Source organism: Streptosporangium sp. NBC_01469, assembly GCF_036227305.1.
GTDB lineage: Bacteria > Actinomycetota > Actinomycetes > Streptosporangiales > Streptosporangiaceae > Streptosporangium.
The window spans coordinates 9,350,648-9,368,468 of sequence record NZ_CP109465.1; the positions used below are offsets into that span (position 1 = coordinate 9,350,648).

Annotated in this window: 19 protein-coding genes and 1 tRNA gene; 10 read left to right on the forward strand and 10 right to left on the reverse strand. The window is 67.4% G+C overall.

The genetic code is table 11. The features are described from left to right. The first annotated feature begins 51 nt into the window (after positions 1-51). Both OG587_RS40735 and OG587_RS40740 read left to right on the forward strand, forming a co-directional pair. A complete protein-coding gene (locus OG587_RS40735) occupies positions 52-966 on the forward strand; it encodes an NADP-dependent oxidoreductase (RefSeq protein ID WP_329084183.1) in 915 nt (304 codons plus the stop codon). Beyond that, positions 963-1,379: a PPOX class F420-dependent oxidoreductase gene (locus tag OG587_RS40740; protein WP_329084184.1), complete on the forward strand. Its 417-nt coding sequence runs from the start codon at positions 963-965 to the stop codon at positions 1,377-1,379. The genes OG587_RS40735 and OG587_RS40740 overlap by 4 nt, the downstream gene beginning before the upstream one ends. 303 nt (positions 1,380-1,682) lie before the next feature. Here the strand turns inward: OG587_RS40740 and OG587_RS40745 are convergent, their stop codons facing one another. Beyond that, positions 1,683-2,021 carry a DUF5997 family protein gene (locus OG587_RS40745; protein ID WP_329084185.1) on the reverse strand — a complete coding sequence of 113 codons (339 nt, stop codon included), beginning with the start codon at positions 2,019-2,021 and terminating at the stop codon, positions 1,683-1,685. Positions 2,022-2,133: 112 nt separating this feature from the next. On the opposite strand from OG587_RS40745, the gene OG587_RS40750 reads away from it, so the two are divergent. Next, entirely contained in the window at positions 2,134-2,838 is a 705-nt protein-coding gene (locus OG587_RS40750; RefSeq protein WP_329084186.1) for a LysR family substrate-binding domain-containing protein, read from the forward strand. A 529-nt stretch (positions 2,839-3,367) separates the two neighbouring features. Then, the gene (locus OG587_RS40755) at positions 3,368-3,724 is read left to right on the forward strand and encodes a helix-turn-helix domain-containing protein (protein ID WP_329084187.1); all 357 of its coding nucleotides are present in this window, start codon (positions 3,368-3,370) and stop codon (positions 3,722-3,724) included. A 27-nt stretch (positions 3,725-3,751) separates the two neighbouring features. Here OG587_RS40755 and OG587_RS40760 read toward each other — a convergent pair whose 3' ends face one another. The 3 genes from OG587_RS40760 to OG587_RS40770 form a co-directional block, all read right to left on the reverse strand. After that, positions 3,752-4,342 (reverse strand): ClpP family protease, encoded by a 591-nt coding sequence (locus tag OG587_RS40760; protein WP_329084188.1) that lies wholly within the window; start codon positions 4,340-4,342, stop codon positions 3,752-3,754. Further along, positions 4,339-4,965 (reverse strand): ClpP family protease, encoded by a 627-nt coding sequence (locus tag OG587_RS40765; RefSeq protein WP_329084189.1) that lies wholly within the window; start codon positions 4,963-4,965, stop codon positions 4,339-4,341. The genes OG587_RS40760 and OG587_RS40765 overlap by 4 nt, the downstream gene beginning before the upstream one ends. A 133-nt stretch (positions 4,966-5,098) precedes the next feature. Further along, positions 5,099-5,461 (reverse strand): DsrE family protein, encoded by a 363-nt coding sequence (locus tag OG587_RS40770; protein WP_329084190.1) that lies wholly within the window; start codon positions 5,459-5,461, stop codon positions 5,099-5,101. A 113-nt stretch (positions 5,462-5,574) separates the two neighbouring features. Here OG587_RS40770 and OG587_RS40775 point away from each other — a divergent pair, with 113 nt between their 5' ends. The 4 genes from OG587_RS40775 to OG587_RS40790 all read left to right on the forward strand — a co-directional run bounded on the left by OG587_RS40775 (position 5,575) and on the right by OG587_RS40790 (position 8,719). Beyond that, entirely contained in the window at positions 5,575-6,303 is a 729-nt protein-coding gene (locus tag OG587_RS40775) for a winged helix-turn-helix transcriptional regulator (RefSeq protein ID WP_329084191.1), read from the forward strand. A gap of 342 nt (positions 6,304-6,645) precedes the next feature. Further along, positions 6,646-7,029, forward strand: coding sequence for a hypothetical protein (locus tag OG587_RS40780; protein WP_329084192.1), 384 nt, complete (start codon positions 6,646-6,648; stop codon positions 7,027-7,029). A gap of 42 nt (positions 7,030-7,071) precedes the next feature. Beyond that, positions 7,072-7,215: a hypothetical protein gene (locus OG587_RS40785; protein WP_329084193.1), complete on the forward strand. Its 144-nt coding sequence runs from the start codon at positions 7,072-7,074 to the stop codon at positions 7,213-7,215. A 139-nt stretch (positions 7,216-7,354) separates the two neighbouring features. Then, positions 7,355-8,719, forward strand: a complete 1,365-nt coding sequence (locus tag OG587_RS40790; RefSeq protein ID WP_329084194.1) for an ankyrin repeat domain-containing protein — start codon at positions 7,355-7,357, stop codon at positions 8,717-8,719. A gap of 139 nt (positions 8,720-8,858) precedes the next feature. Here the strand turns inward: OG587_RS40790 and OG587_RS40795 are convergent, their stop codons facing one another. Continuing rightward, positions 8,859-10,004, reverse strand: coding sequence for a serine hydrolase domain-containing protein (locus tag OG587_RS40795; RefSeq protein WP_329084195.1), 1,146 nt, complete (start codon positions 10,002-10,004; stop codon positions 8,859-8,861). A gap of 222 nt (positions 10,005-10,226) precedes the next feature. On the opposite strand from OG587_RS40795, the gene OG587_RS40800 reads away from it, so the two are divergent. Both OG587_RS40800 and OG587_RS40805 read left to right on the forward strand, forming a co-directional pair. Further along, positions 10,227-13,373, forward strand: coding sequence for a BTAD domain-containing putative transcriptional regulator (locus tag OG587_RS40800; protein ID WP_329084196.1), 3,147 nt, complete (start codon positions 10,227-10,229; stop codon positions 13,371-13,373). 428 nt (positions 13,374-13,801) lie between these two features. After that, entirely contained in the window at positions 13,802-14,410 is a 609-nt protein-coding gene (locus OG587_RS40805) for a hypothetical protein (RefSeq protein WP_329084197.1), read from the forward strand. Between the two features lie 391 nt (positions 14,411-14,801). Here the strand turns inward: OG587_RS40805 and OG587_RS40810 are convergent, their stop codons facing one another. The 5 genes from OG587_RS40810 to OG587_RS40830 form a co-directional block, all read right to left on the reverse strand. Then, entirely contained in the window at positions 14,802-15,140 is a 339-nt protein-coding gene (locus OG587_RS40810) for a helix-turn-helix domain-containing protein (protein ID WP_329084198.1), read from the reverse strand. Continuing rightward, positions 15,137-15,499: a type II toxin-antitoxin system RelE/ParE family toxin gene (locus tag OG587_RS40815; protein ID WP_329084199.1), complete on the reverse strand. Its 363-nt coding sequence runs from the start codon at positions 15,497-15,499 to the stop codon at positions 15,137-15,139. Before OG587_RS40815 ends, OG587_RS40810 begins: the two co-directional genes overlap by 4 nt. A gap of 440 nt (positions 15,500-15,939) precedes the next feature. Further along, a tRNA-Val gene (locus tag OG587_RS40820) sits at positions 15,940-16,014 on the reverse strand. A gap of 32 nt (positions 16,015-16,046) precedes the next feature. Further along, positions 16,047-17,102 carry an ROK family protein gene (locus tag OG587_RS40825; RefSeq protein WP_329084200.1) on the reverse strand — a complete coding sequence of 352 codons (1,056 nt, stop codon included), beginning with the start codon at positions 17,100-17,102 and terminating at the stop codon, positions 16,047-16,049. A gap of 397 nt (positions 17,103-17,499) precedes the next feature. Further along, the gene (locus tag OG587_RS40830; RefSeq protein ID WP_329084201.1) at positions 17,500-17,811 is read right to left on the reverse strand and encodes a hypothetical protein; all 312 of its coding nucleotides are present in this window, start codon (positions 17,809-17,811) and stop codon (positions 17,500-17,502) included. Positions 17,812-17,821 lie beyond the last annotated feature (10 nt).

A 17,821-nucleotide genomic window follows, 5' to 3' on the forward strand; every position in this document is an offset into this window, starting at 1 on the left:
TCAGGTGATTGATACTTCCCTCACTGCCTGGACCACACGAAGGGGTACGACATGGCGAGGATCGTGGTGTTTGCCGAGTACGGCGAGCCGGAGGTGCTGCAGGTGGTCGAAACGGACGATCCGCAGCCCGCGGAAAGAGAGATCCGAGTCCGGGTGAAGGCGGCCGGCGTACAGCCGTTCGACGCCGGCTACCGGCGAGGCGCCTTCGCCCGGTACAACCCCGCCGTGTTCCCCGCGCGCCTTGGAAACGAGGTCGCGGGTGTCGTCGACATGGTCGGGGCCGGGGTCACCGAGTTCACGGCAGGCGAGGCGATCATCGCCTTCGTCGACGCGATCGGCTACGCCGACACCGTCGTGGTACCGGTGGCCGGCGCCGTGCGCAAGCCGTCCGCCATGCCGTGGCCGGAGGCCGGAGTGCTGTCGGCCAGCGGGCAGACGGCCGACACCGCGCTCGACGCGCTGAACGTCACCGTCGACGACGTCCTGCTGATACACGCGGCGGCCGGCGGCGTCGGCTCATTCGCGACACAGCTCGCGGTCGCACGCGGGGCCACCGTGATCGGCACCGCGAGCCGGCACAATCACGCCTACCTGGAAAGCCTCGGCGCCCTGCCGGTGACATACGGGCCGGGACTCGCCGACCGGGTCCGGCAGCTGGCGCCCGGCGGCATCACCGCGGCGCTGGACTGCGTCGGCGGCGAGGCCAACGACGTCTCCGTGCGGCTGCTCGGCACGGCCGAGCGCGCCGTCACCCTGGTCGACTGGCAGGCCGGGCAACGGCTCGGGGTACGCAGGGTCGGAACCGACCGCTCAGCCGCCCGGCTCGCCGGCCTTGTCGCTCTCTACGAGAAAGGCGACCTGACCGTGCCGATATGGAAGCGATTCAGCCTGGAGGAGGCGCCCCTTGCGCATCGCGAGATCGAGACCGGTCACGCCCGCGGGAAAATCGTGCTGGTGACGACGTGAGCCGAATCGACACCACCGTCTTCACCGAAGGTGAGATCGCCTACCTTTCCGCACAGCGACTCGGCCGGCTGGCCACGATCACGCCGGATGGCGGCCCGCAGGTCAACCCGGTGTCCTGCTACTACAATCCGGTGACCAACACGATCGACATCGGCGGTCACAACATGGCCTCCAGCCGCAAGTACCACAATGTGCGGGAGAGGCCACGGGCCGCCGTCGTCGTTGACGACATGCCGGACGGTATGGACAGCATCCGATGCCTGGAGATCCGCGGCACCGCGGAGGCCGTCGACACCCCCTCCGACAGCGCCGCCCGCGCGTCAGGCGCGATCATCCGCATCTATCCGCGACGCGTCATCAGCTGGGGCATCGACCCGCCGCACCGATCCCGCGGTGCCCGATCCATCCCGTAGAACCGAGGTCAGGCGAACCGGCGGAGCGGGCCGCGAACGTTCCGTCGGACAGGCGGAGTTCATAGGGAGGGACTGCCCTGATGGTCGGCTACGGTTTCGAGGTCGCGATGCTCACGCGGCGTCCCCGGCACGACTGATCCGCCGGCCCCCGCGACCACCTCCGAGATCAGCCCTGAGAGATGATCTCCCGCCCTCCGGTCACCCGGATTGCCCGACCGAGGAATCGCGGCTGATCACTCAGCGAGGCGGTGGCGGCAGCCTGAAGACGCGTCCGGGGTCGGAGACGTGCAGGATCTCAGCTGTCTAGCCCTGCTTGAGGCGGAGTGCTTCTTTGCGGGCCTCGGCGTGGCTGGCCTGCTCGCGCTCCAGCCACGCCGGGTTCTCCGCTTTCAGCGCATCGATCTCAGCGGTGGTCAGTGGTCCGGTGATCCCACCTCTGAGCAGGCCGGCAATGGAGACCTTGAGCTTCGCGGCGATGACCTGCTTGGTGTGCGGGCCGTTGCGGCGCAGGTCAGCGAGCCAGGCGGGGGGCGTCGACTGCAACTCGTTCAGCTCGTCCCTGGAGACGACACTCGCCTGAAACTCGGCGGGAGTGGCCAAGAGGGGGACACCCAGCTTCTTGGCCGCGGTCGCCGGCTTCATTGTCTGGATGGTCTTCGGTTTGGACGAGGTCATGGCGTCAAGAGTAGTCAGCCGGAACAGGTTCCCTTGACATCGGTACCCTGAGGAAGTGACTGATGGAGAGACCGGCAGGATGTTTCGACTGGCTTACGTGCCCGGGGTGACACCCGCGAAGTGGGTCAACGTCTGGACCGAGAGAATGCCCGACGTGCCGGTTGCCCTGGTCGCGGTTCCCGCCGCCGAGGCGGTGGGACTCCTGCGGAACGGCGGCGCCGACGCCGGATTCGTCAGGCTGCCGGTCGACCGGGACGGGCTCAGCGTGATTCCCCTCTACGTGGAGACCACGGTGGTCATGATTCCCAAGAACCACGCGGTGGCCGCCGCCGACGAGGTGTCCATCGCCGACCTTGCCGACGACGAGGTGTTCCATCCTCTGGACGACACCATCGAGTGGACGGTCCGGCCTGGGCTGCCCGCGTTCACCCGCCCGGCCACCACGGCGGACGCGGTCGAGCTTGTAGCGGCCGGCACCGGGATCCTCCTGGTTCCGCTGTCGCTGGCACGCCTCCACCACCGCGGGGATCTCACTTACCGGTCGGTCCCGGACGCGCCGCAGTCTCAGGTTGCGCTGACCTGGCTCACGGACGCGACCACTGACCTGGTGGAAGATTTCATCGGCATCGTCCGCGGCCGGACGGTGAACAGCTCGCGGGGCCGTGCCCCCGCCTCCCCCGTACAGAAACCGGCACAGCGGCAAGCACAAAAACCCGCACAGAACGGCTCCGGTCGCCGGGCCGTGCCAGCCGGCCGTAAAAAGAAGGGCAACCGGCCTCGGTGACCTGCGGGGGAGCTCAATGCCGCGCTCGCGCGGGAAGCGGCGCACGCGGAGGGAGTCATAGTCTTTGTCGCCATACTCGAACCTGCGGCCTGATCAGGCAATCACGCCACAGCCCCAACTAAGTGCTCCAGCTGGGGTCCGCTGCCTGCCTGCCTGAGGTGGATCATTTTCCGGTCAGTTAATCACTCGGATACGACACATCCGGCCAGACTGCGCGGCAGCGACGCAAGAGCTCACGCAAGCTCGGTCAAGCCAGGTCAAGAGAGAAGAACACCGGAATAACGGCATCCGTCATGGGCACGATCACCCCGTACGGCGACCGTGAGGTGTGTCAAGCACCATGGCCGAGTCGCCGAAATCGGCCACGATCTTGAGCTGACCTCCGAGCGCCCTCACGTAGGCGGCCGGGGCGGCCACTTCGCTGATCACTCCGCTTTGCCCCCCGAGGGCCGGGACGGAGGAGGCAGGGACGGTTCTGCTCTGCGCGAAGCCGGCAGAACTCGAACGCGTCGTCTACTTATGGTGAGGCATGGCCTCCTCTGTCCCGCCGCTACGTCCGGCGATCGATCGGACCGATCCCAAGCCGTCTCCGACTCGCGAGCCGCTGTGGCGGCACGCGCTCGGCGGGTGCCTCAGAGGTCTTCGTCACGAGCGGGGCGAGAAGTTGAGCGAGACGGCACGTCGCGCCGGCGTCTCGCCGCAGTATCTCTCCGAGATGGAACGAGGCGTCAAAGAGCCATCGAGCGAAATGATCGCCGCGGTCGCCGGCGCGCTGGATGTCACCCTGGTCGATCTGACCCTTGCCGTTGCCGAGAGCCTGCGGTCTGCTCAAAGCAGCACGTCAAGAGGTGCTACCTGCTCGGCGGCGTACACTCTGGCCGCGTAGCGTGACCTGCCGGGATCGTCCACGAGCCTACGAATGCTCCTCGATGATCTCATCGAGGAGCCCGTACTCCAAGGCCGCGGTCGCGGTGAACACGCGGTCGTGATCGGTATCGGCGCGTAGGGTCTCGATGGTCTGGCCCGTGTGCCGTGACAGTATGCGCTCGATGTCTGCTCGGACACGTACGACCTCGTCGGCTTGCAAAATGAGATCGGGGATCGTTCCGCGCCCCTGAGCAGCCGGTTGGTGCAGGATTACTCGTGCGTGCGGGAGAGCGGCACGTTTTCCTTTGGCTCCCGCGGCAAGAAGGACGGCACCCACCGCGATGGCCTGTCCAACGCAGGTTGTCTCAACCCGCGGGCGGATATAGCGCATGGTGTCATATATCGCGAGCATTGCGCTCGGGTCCCCGCCTTCGCAGTTGATATAGAACTGTATGGCGGCATCGGGGTTGTCTGACTCCAGAAAAATAAACTGTGCGACGAGCGCGTTCGCGACGCCCGCATCAATTGCGGTTCCCAGGTAGACGATTCGCTCGGTGAGCAGGTGCGAGTAGACATCCATGGTCCGCTCGCCACGAGAATTCCGGACGATGACGTTAGGGATCGTGTACGTGCTCACTGGCCGGCTCCTTCGGTGACGCCGAATCCGGGCCGTGGGCGATCGTGTGGCGCGATTTCGTTGAAGCTCTGGACGATCGCGTCTATGAAACCGTATTCCAGTGCCTCTTGCGCCGTGTACCAGCGATCATGCAGAGAATCCTCGAATATGCGGTCTACGGGCTGACCCGTGTCCTCGGCGATAAGACCGAGCACCGTGTCGCGAGTATGCCGAAGGTCACCGGCCTGCAGTTCGATGTCGACTGCGGTGCCGCCGATCCCGGCCGAGCCTTGGTGCATCAGGACACGTGCGTGCGGCAGGGCGCGGCGCTTCCCCCGGGCACCCGATGACAGCAAGAACTGCCCGGCGCTGTAAGCGATGCCCAGCACGAGGGTCGACACATCACAGGGAATGAGTCGCATGATGTCACGGATCGCAAGCATCGATGGAACCGAGCCGCCCGGGGAGTGAATCCACAATGCGATGTCGGTCGACGCGTCCTGCGTGGCGAGTGCCATCAATTGCGTGGCGAGTAACGTCCCGTTGTCGTCATTGAGAGGGCCGTCGAGAACGAGAACACGCTGCTCGTAAAGCTGATTTCTCGCCCGCGCGTTGAACAGTGGAAGTTTCGATTCTTCACCCATGCGTCCATCATGTGGGGCGGCCCGGATCGGCGTCGACACGATCCGCCTGGGGCAGATCTGCTCTGAGCAGAGAGAACTCTGTTTCCGGCCCGAGAGTCATCTTCATCTTCGCCCCCGACAAAGAGGCTGTCTGTCAGTAGCTGAACGTCGTCGCTCCATCTCCGATCCAGCGCCACATGGGCACCGTGCCGCCCATCTCCGCGGACTTGATCAGCTGGTTCTCATCGAGGCCCTTCGCGTTGAAGCAGATCGGGCAGACCAGGAACGTCCCGCCCGCGTTCTGGTACCGCTCGACCAGATCGGGCAGCGGCGGGCAGCCGTCGCAGGCCACCCCGATGGCGACGCCGCGCATTGCCAGCCGAACGGCCTCCTTGGTCAGGAACATCAGCGTTGGCCGACCCTCCTCGGCCGCACCGACCGCCACCAGGAACGCCACGGTGACCCGCTCGGGGTCCTCCAGACCGGTGGTCAGACTGATGACTGCTTTTCCAGGCATCTCACTCCTCCTCGGATGTGTTTCCTCACTCCTGAGGCTGCGCGACGCGCAACCGCTGGCCTAGTACATTTTTTGTAGCGGCGAGAGCCGAGCGCCGCGAGGAGGATGGGACCATGAAGCGCTACGGTCAGTACTGTCCGGTCGCTCGGGCTGCCGAGATCCTCGCCGAACGCTGGACACTGCTCGTCATCCGCGAGCTCCTCTGGGGTGAGGACCGGTTCACCGGCATCGCCCGCGGCCTCCCTCGGATGTCGCCGTCGCTGCTGGCAACGCGGCTGCGCGAGTTGCAGCGTGCCGGTCTCGTGCAGCGCCACGTGGTCGACGGTGAACCTCGTTACCGTCTCACCCCGGCCGGGGCGGAGCTGGAGCCACTGCTGCAGCAGATGGCCATGTGGGGCGCGCGCTGGATGCACGAGTTGCGCCCGGACGAGTTCGACCCCGTGCTGCTGATGCTCCAGATCCGCCGGGAATCCCAGTCGGTCCGGATGCCCGAGCAGGCGACCACGGTGCAGGTCCACTTCCGGGACGCGCCGACCGGTCAACAGCGATGGTGGCTCGTCCTATCCCGGTCCGGCGGCGTCGACGTGTGCGACAGCTACCCGGGTTTCCCGGTCAGTGTGTGGCTGGAGACCGAGGTATCGATCCTCACCCGCATCTGGATGGGTGATATGACCTGGTCGGCGGCGCTGCGCGACGAAGTGCTGAGCCTCACCGGCGATCACGCCGCCTGCCGTGCGCTGCCGACCTGGCTCCACGTCAGCCCGTTCGCCACCGTCGAACGAGCGCCGGTGTCGTTGCCCCGGTGGCCTGTCCAGGCGTCATCGTCGGGTGCGCCGCTGTAGGCTCCAAGATCAGATCGCCTGGCCTATCTCACCCCTTGTCCGGCCACGTCCGTGGCTATTGTCACCCAGCTGGTCACTCATGGCCCGGAGATCCCGAAGCTACGGGCAGGGGCGAAGTAGCCAGGAGTAACCGAGAGGTCCTGGAGGAGGTGACATAAAATTTTTCTCAGCCCGGCCTGACCGGGGCAAACGCGCTGTGCTCGCATCCTCGCCATGCAAGCGCCGGACTCATCCCCGGCTGACCGGACCGGAACTCCGCTCCAAAGCAGGTAACGGTAACCGGCGGTGACCTGGGACAACGGCCTACTTTGCGGCCGGCCGTAGCTTCGGGATCTCCGGGCCTTGACAGCTGCCATCGTCGCCATGGACGTCGGCGACCGCGTCACCATCGACAACCAGCCCGCGTGGCTCCCGCCTGACCAGATCTCCCAGCTCGCCTATGGGTTCGCCGAGAGGCTGGACACACACAGCTGGGCCACCACGGTCAACAGCCAGCCGGAGACGCCGTACAAGGTCGGCATCTACGGGACCACGAAGTACGACACCGGCGGCAGCCAGCTCGCCGCCACCGCCGCTGGCGTGGGCCTCTGGCAGTTCAGCCTCCCGGTCACCGCGGCGGAGTCGTTCGCCGCGCCCGTGAGCCTCCGCGACAACGGCGCCCCGGTCAACCAAGGCGCGGTGGCCGACGGCCGCGCCGGAAGCACCGGCGCCTCGCGGCCGTGGTGACGACCCTCCGCTCGGGTCCGTGCGATGAGGCCCGAAGTAGCTGTGAGTGACGTTGCAAATTCGAGAGGGAGCCTGAGCGACATCGCCGCCCGGCTCGTCATCACCCAGGGCAAGAAGAAGGGCCGCCACCCGTCCCCGGCGACCGTCCTGCGCATGCCAACGGTTGACTCCGCGGAGAGCCGATGACTAGTTTGATTGGAGTGTGCGAGGGCGCTGCCAGTCCGCGGGCAGGGATTTTCCCACCTCGAGCAACACTTCAACGCACCGGACAAGACCAACCTCTTTCCGGCCGAGCAAGCGGACCTCGGCGACGAAGGAGGTTGTGATGTCCGATCGTCATTTCGAGCTGCCGGCCCATCCGAGCCTGGAGTATTACCGCAAGCAGGCCAAGCACCTGCATCGCGTGTACGCGACGGGCGATGCGGCAGCCGGCGCCCGGGTTGCCGACGTGCTGGGCGACCGGGCCGCCGAGCGGTTTCTACTCAGCGATGCCCAGTTCGTGCTCGCTCAGGAACACGGATTCCGGACCTGGGCCGAGTTCCGCGCTCACATCGAGAGCCGCAGCACCACTGAAGACCGGCCGGTCTCCCGCCTCTTGGGGATCCGGCCGGGCGCCTACGCCTCGATGGCCGACGCCCTCCTCGCCGAGCTGCGCCGTAACGACCCGGACGCGTTGCAACGGTTGCGGGCCTACGTGTCCCGGCACGCCACCGCCATCTCCGCCGCCACCGCCGAGCTTCGCGATGCGCGGCTGATCATCGCGCGCGAGTTCGGCTTCCCGACCTGGCGCGAGCTCATCTCGTTCACCGAGAAATCCAGGCGCGATCTCGACGAACGCGAAGAGAAGCGGCGGCGGCTGCACCGCGAGGCCGAAGCCCTGCTGGCCGGCGACACCGATCGGTTGGCCGGTCTGACCGCCGAGCAGGCCGACACCCTGCTGCACATGCTTGCGGGCCCCGAGACAATCCCCGGTGTCCGGCTCGAGAAGGAGCTCGGTGTGCCGCGCGCCGCAGTGGATGTCCTGATCGGCAAGGCCACCGACCTGGACGTCCCGCTCATGTGGGCTGCCCGCGCCAATCGGGTCGAATATGTGCGCCTGCTGCTTGAAGCCGGTGCCGACCCTGACACCCGGAAAGGGGGCAGCACCCCGCTGGAGAACGCTATCCTCCTCGACAACACGGAGGTCGCCGACCTGCTCGCCGAGCACGGGATCGTCCCACAGGCGCTCTGGACGTATGCCGCCTGCGGCCGACTGGATCTTGTGCGGGCCTGTTTCGGCGCGGACGGCAGGCTACGTCCGGACGCCGCGTCGGCGCGTCCCAACCTCGCGGACGTCGGCGCAGGCTTTCCGTCCCGGCTGCCGGCGACCGATGATGCGGAGGAGATCGTGGGAGAGGCGTTCGTCCATGCCTGTCAGCACGGCCGGACCGAGGTCGTGCGCTGGCTCCTCGACCGCGGCGTCCACCCCAACATCGCGCCCCATCTCGGGCGGACTGGCCTGCACTGGGCGATTCCGGGCGGTCATGTCGAGGTGATCCGCTTGCTCCTGGAACGCGGTGCCGACCCGTCCATCCGCGACGCTCTCTTCCAGATCGACGCCGACGGCTGGCTGCACATGTTCCACGCCGCTCGCCCGCACGATCCCGTGACTCAGCAGCTCCATGACCTGATCGACTCTCGATCGCGCTGAGTCTCTTCAGGAGAAGAAGTCGGTGCGGCGGTGGGGCCTGCGTACCGGCCGCCCGCCGCACCCCTCTTTCAGGGGGTGAGGTGGCCACCGGCTCGCGCCGGCCCTGGTGGACATCGCGAGCCGGTGGCGGGCAGCGTGCTTACGCACCGATGGAGATGCCGAACCCCGCTTCGATGATCTTGAACATGGGGTCCCAGGTCTTCCATTCGGTGTTGGTGTGGACGGCGATGGTGTGTTGGCCGTCGGGGGTGCCCACCGCGAAGACCCAGGATCCCCAGAGGCTGCCACCCACGCCGCGCAGCGTCCGGCCGCCCGTCGCCTGCTTGTCGAACTCGAACAGGCCGAGGCCGTATCGAGCGTGCGGCATCCAGTAACCACCCTCGATGGAGACCGTGGTCCACATCTGCCGGTGCTGGGCCGGCGGCAGCAGGCTGCCGCTCGCCATCGCGTTGATGAAGCGGATCATGTCGCCGGTGGTGGAGACGACGTTGCCGGCCGACCAGCCCCATGCGGAGTTGAACTCGGTGACGTCCAGGGGCGGGATGCCGGGCTCCTCGATCAGCGATTCCCAGTTCTCCGGGGTGATCGCCGCCGGGTCGGCGCCGTCCTTGAAGAACAGGTTCGAGTACGCTCGCGGGTGCGGATCGGGGTATCCGGTGTCCGTGGAGGGGCGCACGCGGGTGTTGGTCAGGCCGAGCGGCTGGATGACCCTGCGTTCGACCTCCTCGGCATAGCCGTTGCCGGTGACCTTCTCGATGATCGCGCCAGCGAGGTAGAAGCCGCCGTTGGCGTACTCGAAGCGTTCACCGGGCTCACCAACCGGCGGCTGAGACACCGCCACCCTCAGCAGCTCTTCGGTGGTGAAGGTGTCGAAGCGATGCTCGACGAACCCGGAGCGGGTGGCGTAGCGGTGGCTTAGCTCCGGTGCCAGGCCGGTGGCGAACAGCCCGCTGGTGTTGCTGAGCAGGTGCCTGATGGTGATCTTGTTGCCGTCGTAGCCGTTGACGTCCAGCACGCCGGGCAGGTGTGCGTTCACCGGGTCGTCGAGGCTCAGTTGGCCCTCGGCCTCCAGGGCCAGAAGTACGGCGGCGGTGAAGGCCTTGCCGCTGCTGCCGGTGTGCAGGTATTCCCCCGGCTGGCGCCGGGCACCGGTCTTGATGTCGGCCACGCCGGCGGTGCCGAACCAGGTCCGGTCCCCGTCCTTGATGTCGACGACGATGCCGGGGATGCCGGCCTCGGCCACCGCCCAGTCGAGCACCTGCTGCACTTTCTCGTACGCTGCCATTGCACTGCCTTTCGGACGTTTCTCCGGTACGTCCTTCACGATGTCCGGCGGCGCTTACAGGCGTCTTAGAACGCTCTTCCAGCCGGCACCGGCTTGCTGTAAGGGGGTTATCAGGGCGGCGGATGCGGATGGTGGCGGACACGACTCGGTACCGAGCTCCTCTCGGACCAGCTGTAACTCACCGGTGCTTGATCGGTTTCCTTGCCCGTTAGCCTGTTGAGCATGCGGATCGAGGTGCTGGGGCCGGTCCGGGCGTATGCCGACGATGGCGCGCCGATCGACGTCGGCGGCACCCGGGTTCGCGCGCTTCTAGCGAGGCTGGTGCTGGCCGGGGGCGAGATGGTGTCGGTTGATGCACTCGTTGACGGCCTGTGGGGGGAGCATCCGCGCGGGGGCACCGTCAATGCGCTGCATGGGCTGGTGCATCGGCTGCGCAGGGCTCTGGGCGGGGCCGGGGTCGTGGAGACGGTGGCCGGCGGGTACCGCCTGCACGTACGCGCCGAGCACGTCGACGCGGTCCGGTTCGAGGAACTGGCGAAGCGGGGCGGTCGCGAACTGGCCGTGGGTGCGGCGGGGCAGGCGGCCTCGCTGCTGGGCGAGGCGCTGGCGCTGTGGCGGGGAGATGCGCTGGCCGATGTGCGCGATATCCCTTTTGCCGGTACGGCTGGCACGCGCCTGGACGAACTGCGCGTCGCGGCCGCCGAAGACCGATTCGAGGCGGAGTTGCGGCTTGGGCACCATGGCGAGATCCTGGCCGATGTGGAGGCCGCGGCCGCGGACCATCCGCTGCGCGAACGACTGGCCGGGCTGCGGATGCGGACCTTGCATGCGGCGGGCCGCCAATCCGATGCGCTGGTCGTGTTCGAAAAGGTCCGCCGCACGCTCGCTGAGGAGCTGGGCGTCGACCCTTCCGAGGAGCTGCGGAAGACGCATGTCGCCGCGTTACGGGGTGAGCTGGAGATCCCCGAGGCCGCACCGGCTCGGCCGGATGCGCTGCCGGGACGCCTGCCTGCCCAGCTGACCAGCTTCGTCGGCCGGGGGGACGAGCTGAGATTGCTGGCCGGGTTGCTGGAGACCTCGCGGCTGGTCACCGTCGTGGGTCCCGGGGGAGTGGGGAAGACCCGCCTGGCCGTGGAGGCGGTGAGCCGGCATCGGGCCCATCGGCGCGGCCGGGTCTGGCTCGTCCCTCTGGCCGGGGTGGACACCCCGGACGGGCTGCCCGAGGCGGTGCTGGGCACGCTCACCGCCACAGATGCCTTGCCCTCAGGAACGCCGCTGGATCGAGTGGTCACCCTGCTCGCCGGTGAGGAAGGCGTGCTGGTGCTGGACAACTGCGAACAGATCTCCGGACCCGTCGCGGAGTTCGCCCGGCAGCTGCTCGAGCGCCGGCCGTACCTGACCATCCTGGCCACGAGCCGGGAGCCGCTGGAGGTCATGGGTGAGGCGCTGTGCCGTCTGGGTCCGCTCGACCTGCCCCCGGCACACGTGGATCCCGATCGCGCCCGCGAGTCGGGCGCGGTGCGGCTGTTCCTCGATCGGGCGGCCGCCGTACGGCCCGGCTTCGCACTGGACGCGCCGACGGCAGCCCCGGTGGTGGACATCGTGCGCCGGCTGGACGGCCTGCCGCTGGCCCTGGAGCTGGCCGCGGCGCGGCTGCGGACCATGAGCGCCGACGAGGTCGCCCGGCGGCTGGATGACCGCTTCCGGCTGCTCAGCACCGGCAACCGGGCCGCCCAGCCGCGGCAGCAGACGCTGCATGCGGTCATCGAGTGGAGCTGGGACCTCCTCACCGAGGAAGAACGGACACTGGCCCGCCGGATGTCAATATTTCCGGCGAGAACCGGGATCGCGGCGATTGAGGTGGTCTGTTCGGATGAGACGCTTGCCGCGGGCGAGGTCGTCTATCTGCTGGATTCCCTGGTCGACAAGTCCATCGTGGAGCGGGCCGGCGACGGCTACCGGATGCTGGAGACCATCCGAGCCCATTCGGCGGACAAGCTTCGCCTCGCAAGGGAAGTCGAAGCCGTCCTGCGCAGGCTCACGCGGCACTTCTCCGATCTGGCCGAGGAACACGAGCCGCTGCTGCGCTCGGACAAGCAGGCGGAGTCGCTGCGGCTGTTCCAGGCCGAGTACGACAACCTGATGTTCGCCCTGCAAACGGCTATCGACGGCGGCGACGCCGAGACCGCGGCCCGGATTCTCGGGCCGCTGTACTGGTACTGGGTCATGCTCCGCTACGACGCTCGAGCCGATGCCTACGTCGCCAAGGTCGCCGAGTTCGGCGACGCGCTGCCCGCGGACGCCCGGGCCGCGTTCACCGCGATCCACCTGGTAGCCGGCGAGGGCGGGCCGATCAAAGACTCCGAACGGCTGCGCGCGCTCATCAACGACTGCGCGCACACGGGCGCGCTGCGACGTTATCCGATGCTGCTGACGATAGCGCTGATGATGGCGGCGATACTCGGGCTGGACGAGTTGTTCGACCAGGAGATCGCCCGGGTGCGCAGCGGCTCGGACCGCTGGGCGATCGCCTGCACCTTCATGATGGAAGCCATGCGGTATCGCGAACGGGGCGACCGGGAGAGCTCCGCGACCGCGATCGCGGCGGCGCTGCATGCGTTCGAGGAGGCGGGCGATCGGTGGTGGACGGCGAAGACGCTGTACGGCCTGGCGCAGATCCACGCCATCGCCGGTGACCACGACCAGGCGATCACCGCCTACGAGCACAGCATCGCGATCGCCACCGACCTCGGCTCGCAGGACGAGGTCTCAACCCGGCTCGGGCTCGCCACCGAACGCATGCGCGCCGGTGACCTGACCGGCGCCCGGCACGACATCGAAACCGCCGAACGAGCGGCCTGGCAGCGTGGCCAGCCGGTGCTGGAGATCGACGTTCTCGGCTGCCTGGCCGAGCTGTACCGCCGCTCCGGAGAGGTCGAACGCGCCGATCAAGAACTCGACCGGATGGAGGCGATTGCCCGCAAGCTGCCCCTGTCGGCAGAGGCCACCGACAATCGGCTGCTCCCCGCTCGGGTGGCCAACCTTCTCACCGCCGGGGACGCCGTACGCGCCCGCGAACTGCTGCCCCGCGCCGTCCAAGCAGCGCAGGCGAACATGGACGCCCCCTCGGCCGCTCAGCTCCTGGCCAGGCTGCTGCTTCTGCAAGGCGACCCGGCCGGCGCCGCCACCGCGCTCGGCCTGAGCCAGGCCATCCGCGGCACCTTCGACCACGGCGACGCCGAACTGCGCTCCCTTGCGGAGGTGCTCGCGGAACGGCTCGGCCGTACCGACTACGACACCGCCTACCAACGGGGCGCCGACATGACACCGCACGAGGCCACCGACCGGCTGACAAAGCTGTGCATATAGGCCCGGAGATCCCGAAGCTACGGCCGGCCGCAAAGTAGGCCGTTGTCCCAGGTCACCGCCGGTTACCGTTACCTGCTTTGGAGCGGAGTTCCGGTCCGGTCAGCCGGGGATGAGTCCGGCGCTTGCATGGCGAGGATGCGAGCACAGCGCGTTTGCCCCGGTCAGGCCGGGCTGAGAAAAATTTCATGTCACCTCCTCCAGGACCTCTCGGTTACTCCTGGCTACTTCGCCCCTGCCCGTAGCTTCGGAATCTCCGGGCCCTCAGGAAGGGGAGCGCAGGACCAGGAGGCCCCTGCAATTGCGCCGGGTTCAGTGTGGTGGCGGTGTGAATGTTTGTCAGTGGGCTCGGCTTGGATGGGGCCGTGTATGTCTATGAGGTGACCCGTCAACTACCCGCGATCTCAATCGTTCGGGATCGCTCCCGAGCCATGGCCATGTTGGACGCCATCATGAGCCCGGAGTGGGAGTACCGGTTCTACTCGTTCGACTCCCGGTGGTCACCTGTCGAGGAGATGGCCTCGATGCGGGATGGGTGCGGCAATGACTACTCGATCGTCTTCTCACCAACGGGTGCGTATGCCCGCGGCTTCGATCATGAGTCGCCGATGAGCCCGTATCGGGTCACTCCCCCGGTTCCGTGGCCTGGCCTGTTCGACAGGGTGCCTGAGGCATTCCACCCCCTTGTCACAGAGCCCGCGTTCAGCGACCAGGATGGGACGCCGCAGGCAACGGTGTGTTTCTGGCGCGAGCAGGCTGATACGGAGTGGAGGTCTGGGGCCATCGAAGCCCTGCCAGAGGGCGTGAAGGACGATCGCAGCGCTGAGTGGCTGTTTGACGTCTTGGTTGATGGCCGGCCTGAGGCGTACCAGCAGTTCGCGGAGGACTACTACGAGGTCGCGGTGGACATCGAGGCCGTTCGTCATATCTATGCCTTACAGCCCCTCACCCAAAGTGTCGTGTCATCGCTGAATCCAGATGTCGACCTTTCCAGCCTTGAAGGAGACCTTGCCCAGATCGGATACCCCGTGTACGGGTGACGACCTGTCCGGAAAACGCGAGGCACATCACTCCGGACCGCCTGGCGCAACCAGACCCACGCCGAATCACCCGGAGCTCCACCGAACCCGTGAAACTTCGGCATGACCTCGCACACGTTCACGCGAACATGTGCGCTTTGCCGAAAGACTCGTTGGACGCGATGGCGACGGAGGCCTTCTCCTCGCGTTCGGTGAGGACCTGGAACAACAACCAACGTGTTAAATGAAGCGGGACTCACGCTCTGCTGTCAAGGGAGGCGTTCACCGGGCCGATCGGTCGAGAAGAGGCGGGAGCCGAGGAGTACGGCACGCGGCCAGACGGCGCGGCAGCAACGCGAACGCCCGCAAGGAAAGAAGAGCACGGGAACCACAGCATCCATCATGGACACGATCACCCAGTACGGCGACCGCGAGGCATATCGAGCACCATGGCCGAGTCGCCGAAGTCGGCCACGATCTTGAGCTGACCTCCGAGCGCCGTTACGTAAGCGGCCAGGGTGGCCACTTCGCTGATCACTCCGCTCTCGATCTGTGAGATGCGGGCCTGTGACACGCCCATCGCCTGAGCGACATCCTCCTGCCGCAGGCCAAGCTTGCGTCTGGCTTCAGCGAGTTGGTAGGCGCGCTGGCGAGCTACGAGCCCATCGCGGAGTTGGGCAACCTCCTGCTCATCGCTGGGCTGGACAAGCTCAGCACGCAGTTCCTCCCATGTCACCGCCTGATCGCTCATTGTTCCCTCTCTTTGAGGTACCGGGCAAAACGCACCTCTGCCGCTTTGATCGCCACGTCATACCAACCGCTCCAGTCGCCGGACTTGTCTCCGGCGACCAGGAACACTGCTTGACGCCAAGGGTCGAAAACGAAGAGCAGCCGCACCTCGCTCCGCCCGCTGGATCCAGGTCTCAGCTCCTTGAGGTTACGGATAGTCGACCCTTGAAGCGTGTCCACCAAGGGCCGCCCCAAACCGGGACCTTCCTCGGCGACCCGGTCCAAGGCCGCAGCGATCAGCAAGAGTGTCTGCCGATCCGCCTTCCGTAGCTCGTGAAGCCAGTCACGGACCTCTGGAACGATCACTATCTGCCAGTTCACTCCATCATAATAAATTTCTTATGTTGACCCAAGAGGAACTTTGGCAACTCAGCGTATCGCCAACGTCACAAATCTTGAGTCATGGGCCATGAGTGGATCAGGGGGAGAACCCGCCCGGAGTCGCCCACGTGGCCGGCTGACCCCGGGCGGCGACGCGATCGGAGTACTCTTCTCGTTCGATCACGATGCTTGCGGGTGCGCCTTCGCCGTGTTCGCTCAGCCCGGTCTGGCCTAGCGCCCCCGTCGAGAACACCTCGCGCCTCGTCGATCATCACAACGCGGTCATCACGGAAACCGCATATCGCGAGTAGATCCGCCCGGCGCACCTACAGGCGCGGAGGCGTTAGACGAAACCTTCAGGAGTTAGTCACCCAGTAGTCGCTCTCGCCCTTGCACCCAAGGTGAGGGAGGGGACGTTTCGCCTGGTGGACACTACTTACTGGTGGGCACTACTGGGTTCGAACCAGTGACATCTCGCTTGTAAGGCGAGCGCTCTACCGCTGAGCTAAGCGCCCGGGGAATCCCGTTGGACAGACGGGATAACACTTTACGCCACGCGGGGGGACTTCAGCACATCGAGAGACCACGTGGTTCCCGCGTCGGTGAAGCCGGCGGCGCGCCAGCCGAGGAGGGCGGCGCCGAGCATGCCGGCGGACATTCCGAGGGCGGCCTGGCGCAGGGGCGGGGCATCGCGGAAGGCGAGGCGTTTCTGGAGCCGCTCGGCCAGGGGGTCGGAGAGGAGGGGGCCCGCTTCCGCGAGGCCACCGCCAAGGACGATGGCGGAGGGGTCGAGGAGAAGCGTGTACGTGGCCAGGGCGAGGGAGAGCGCCTCGACCGCGTCGCCCCAGATCTCCGTGGCGAGAGGATCACCGGAGGCGGTCAGGGCGGCGACCTGCTCGGCGGTGACGGCGGTAGGGGCGACGGGAGCGGGGGCGACAACGGGGACGGGAGCGGCCTCCGTGGCGGGCGAGGTGGCGGCCGATGAGGTGCCGCGTGGGAAGGAGGAAGCGGGAGAGGAGGAGAAGGCGCGGGCGGAGTAACGGCGGGCCACGGCGGAGGCGGAGGCGTAGGTCTCCAGGCAGCCGAGCTGGCCGCAGGCGCACGGTTCGCCCGCAGGGAAGACCGGGATGTGGCCGATCTCGCCGCCCCAGCCGGCACTTCCGCCGTAGGGCTCGCCGTGCAGGATCGTGGCACCCGCGATGCCGGTGCCGATGGGCAGGAACAGGAAGTCGGAGAGCTCACGGCCGGCACCGAGGACGCTCTCGGCGAGACCGCCGGTACGGACGTCGTGTCCGAGCATGACGGGGACGTCCAGCGGGACGAGGTCCGTCGCCGGAACGTCGCGCCAGCCGATGTTGGCGGAGTACAGAGCCGCCTCGGCGGTGACCAGGCCGGGTACGGCGAGGCCGACCCCCTCGGGAGCGCCGCCTCCCGCGACGGCGAGGTCGTCGATGAAGGATCGGATCGTCGCGATGACGGCCGCCGGGCCCCTGTCGCGCGGGGTGGCGCGGCGGTCGGTGCGGATGATCTCGCCGGAACGGGTGACGAGGCCGCCCTTCATCGACGTTCCACCGACGTCAAGGGCAACAACGAAGGAGCTCATGCACCATCCAGCGGGTCGAAGGGGCGGGACCGAGCCCGACCCTAGCGCACGCCAGACGCGCCGGAATGGAGGGATCACCCCCATATGACCGGGACATCCGTGCGAGCCCCGCGGACCGCGCGTGACTTGGAGATCTCCCCCATATGACCGGGACGTCCATGCAGACCCCGCAGACCGCGCGGGACCTGGGGATCTCCCCCATGGCCGGGACCTCCGTGCGAGCCCCGCAGACCGCGCATCACCTGGAGATCTCCCCCATGGCCCGAAGGCACACGTGCGGCACGGCAGACCACGCGCCGCCCGAAGGGATCTTCCGCGCACGACCGGGACGCATCCGTGCTCCACGCCCGCGCCTGGAACCGCCGGGCCGGGCGGGATCGTCAGACGGGCGGGATCGTCAGGGGACCCGGCGCAGGACTCTGGCCAGGGCGGCCTCCACCTCGTCGGCCAGGCCGGGCGCGTGGGAGGCGACCAGTCTGCCGTCGCCTCGGGCGAGCCGTACCGAGCCGCAGGAGCGGCACTCCACCTCGCCCAACCGGCAGATGAGCGCGACGGAGCCGCACGAGGAGCAAGTGTCGAGGTCGGCTTCGTGGGTGCGCCGGCAGTCCGGGCAGATCAGCACCTGCGTCTCGTGGCGCACTCCGCGCGTCCACGGGCTGGAACCACGGATCGGGTCGGTCTGCCTGGCCCCGCAGGAGAAGCAGGGCATGATCGCCTCC

Excerpts from the sequence above, each read along its gene's own strand:
- OG587_RS40825 (WP_329084200.1), bottom strand. The coding sequence starts at position 17,102 with ATGAGCTCCTTCGTTGTTGCCCTTGACGTCGGTGGAACGTCGATGAAG.
- OG587_RS40810 (WP_329084198.1), bottom strand. The coding sequence starts at position 15,140 with ATGAGCGATCAGGCGGTGACATGGGAGGAACTGCGTGCTGAGCTTGTC.
- OG587_RS40770 (WP_329084190.1), bottom strand. The coding sequence starts at position 5,461 with ATGCCTGGAAAAGCAGTCATCAGTCTGACCACCGGTCTGGAGGACCCC.
- OG587_RS40745 (WP_329084185.1), bottom strand. The coding sequence starts at position 2,021 with ATGAAGCCGGCGACCGCGGCCAAGAAGCTGGGTGTCCCCCTCTTGGCC.
- OG587_RS40735 (WP_329084183.1), top strand. The coding sequence starts at position 52 with ATGGCGAGGATCGTGGTGTTTGCCGAGTACGGCGAGCCGGAGGTGCTG.
- OG587_RS40755 (WP_329084187.1), top strand. The coding sequence starts at position 3,368 with ATGGCCTCCTCTGTCCCGCCGCTACGTCCGGCGATCGATCGGACCGAT.
- OG587_RS40750 (WP_329084186.1), top strand. The coding sequence starts at position 2,134 with ATGTTTCGACTGGCTTACGTGCCCGGGGTGACACCCGCGAAGTGGGTC.
- OG587_RS40775 (WP_329084191.1), top strand. The coding sequence starts at position 5,575 with ATGAAGCGCTACGGTCAGTACTGTCCGGTCGCTCGGGCTGCCGAGATC.
- OG587_RS40795 (WP_329084195.1), bottom strand. The coding sequence starts at position 10,004 with ATGGCAGCGTACGAGAAAGTGCAGCAGGTGCTCGACTGGGCGGTGGCC.
- OG587_RS40765 (WP_329084189.1), bottom strand. The coding sequence starts at position 4,965 with ATGGGTGAAGAATCGAAACTTCCACTGTTCAACGCGCGGGCGAGAAAT.
- OG587_RS40790 (WP_329084194.1), top strand. The coding sequence starts at position 7,355 with ATGTCCGATCGTCATTTCGAGCTGCCGGCCCATCCGAGCCTGGAGTAT.
- OG587_RS40805 (WP_329084197.1), top strand. The coding sequence starts at position 13,802 with ATGGCCATGTTGGACGCCATCATGAGCCCGGAGTGGGAGTACCGGTTC.
- OG587_RS40800 (WP_329084196.1), top strand. The coding sequence starts at position 10,227 with ATGCGGATCGAGGTGCTGGGGCCGGTCCGGGCGTATGCCGACGATGGC.
- OG587_RS40830 (WP_329084201.1), bottom strand. The coding sequence starts at position 17,811 with ATGCCCTGCTTCTCCTGCGGGGCCAGGCAGACCGACCCGATCCGTGGT.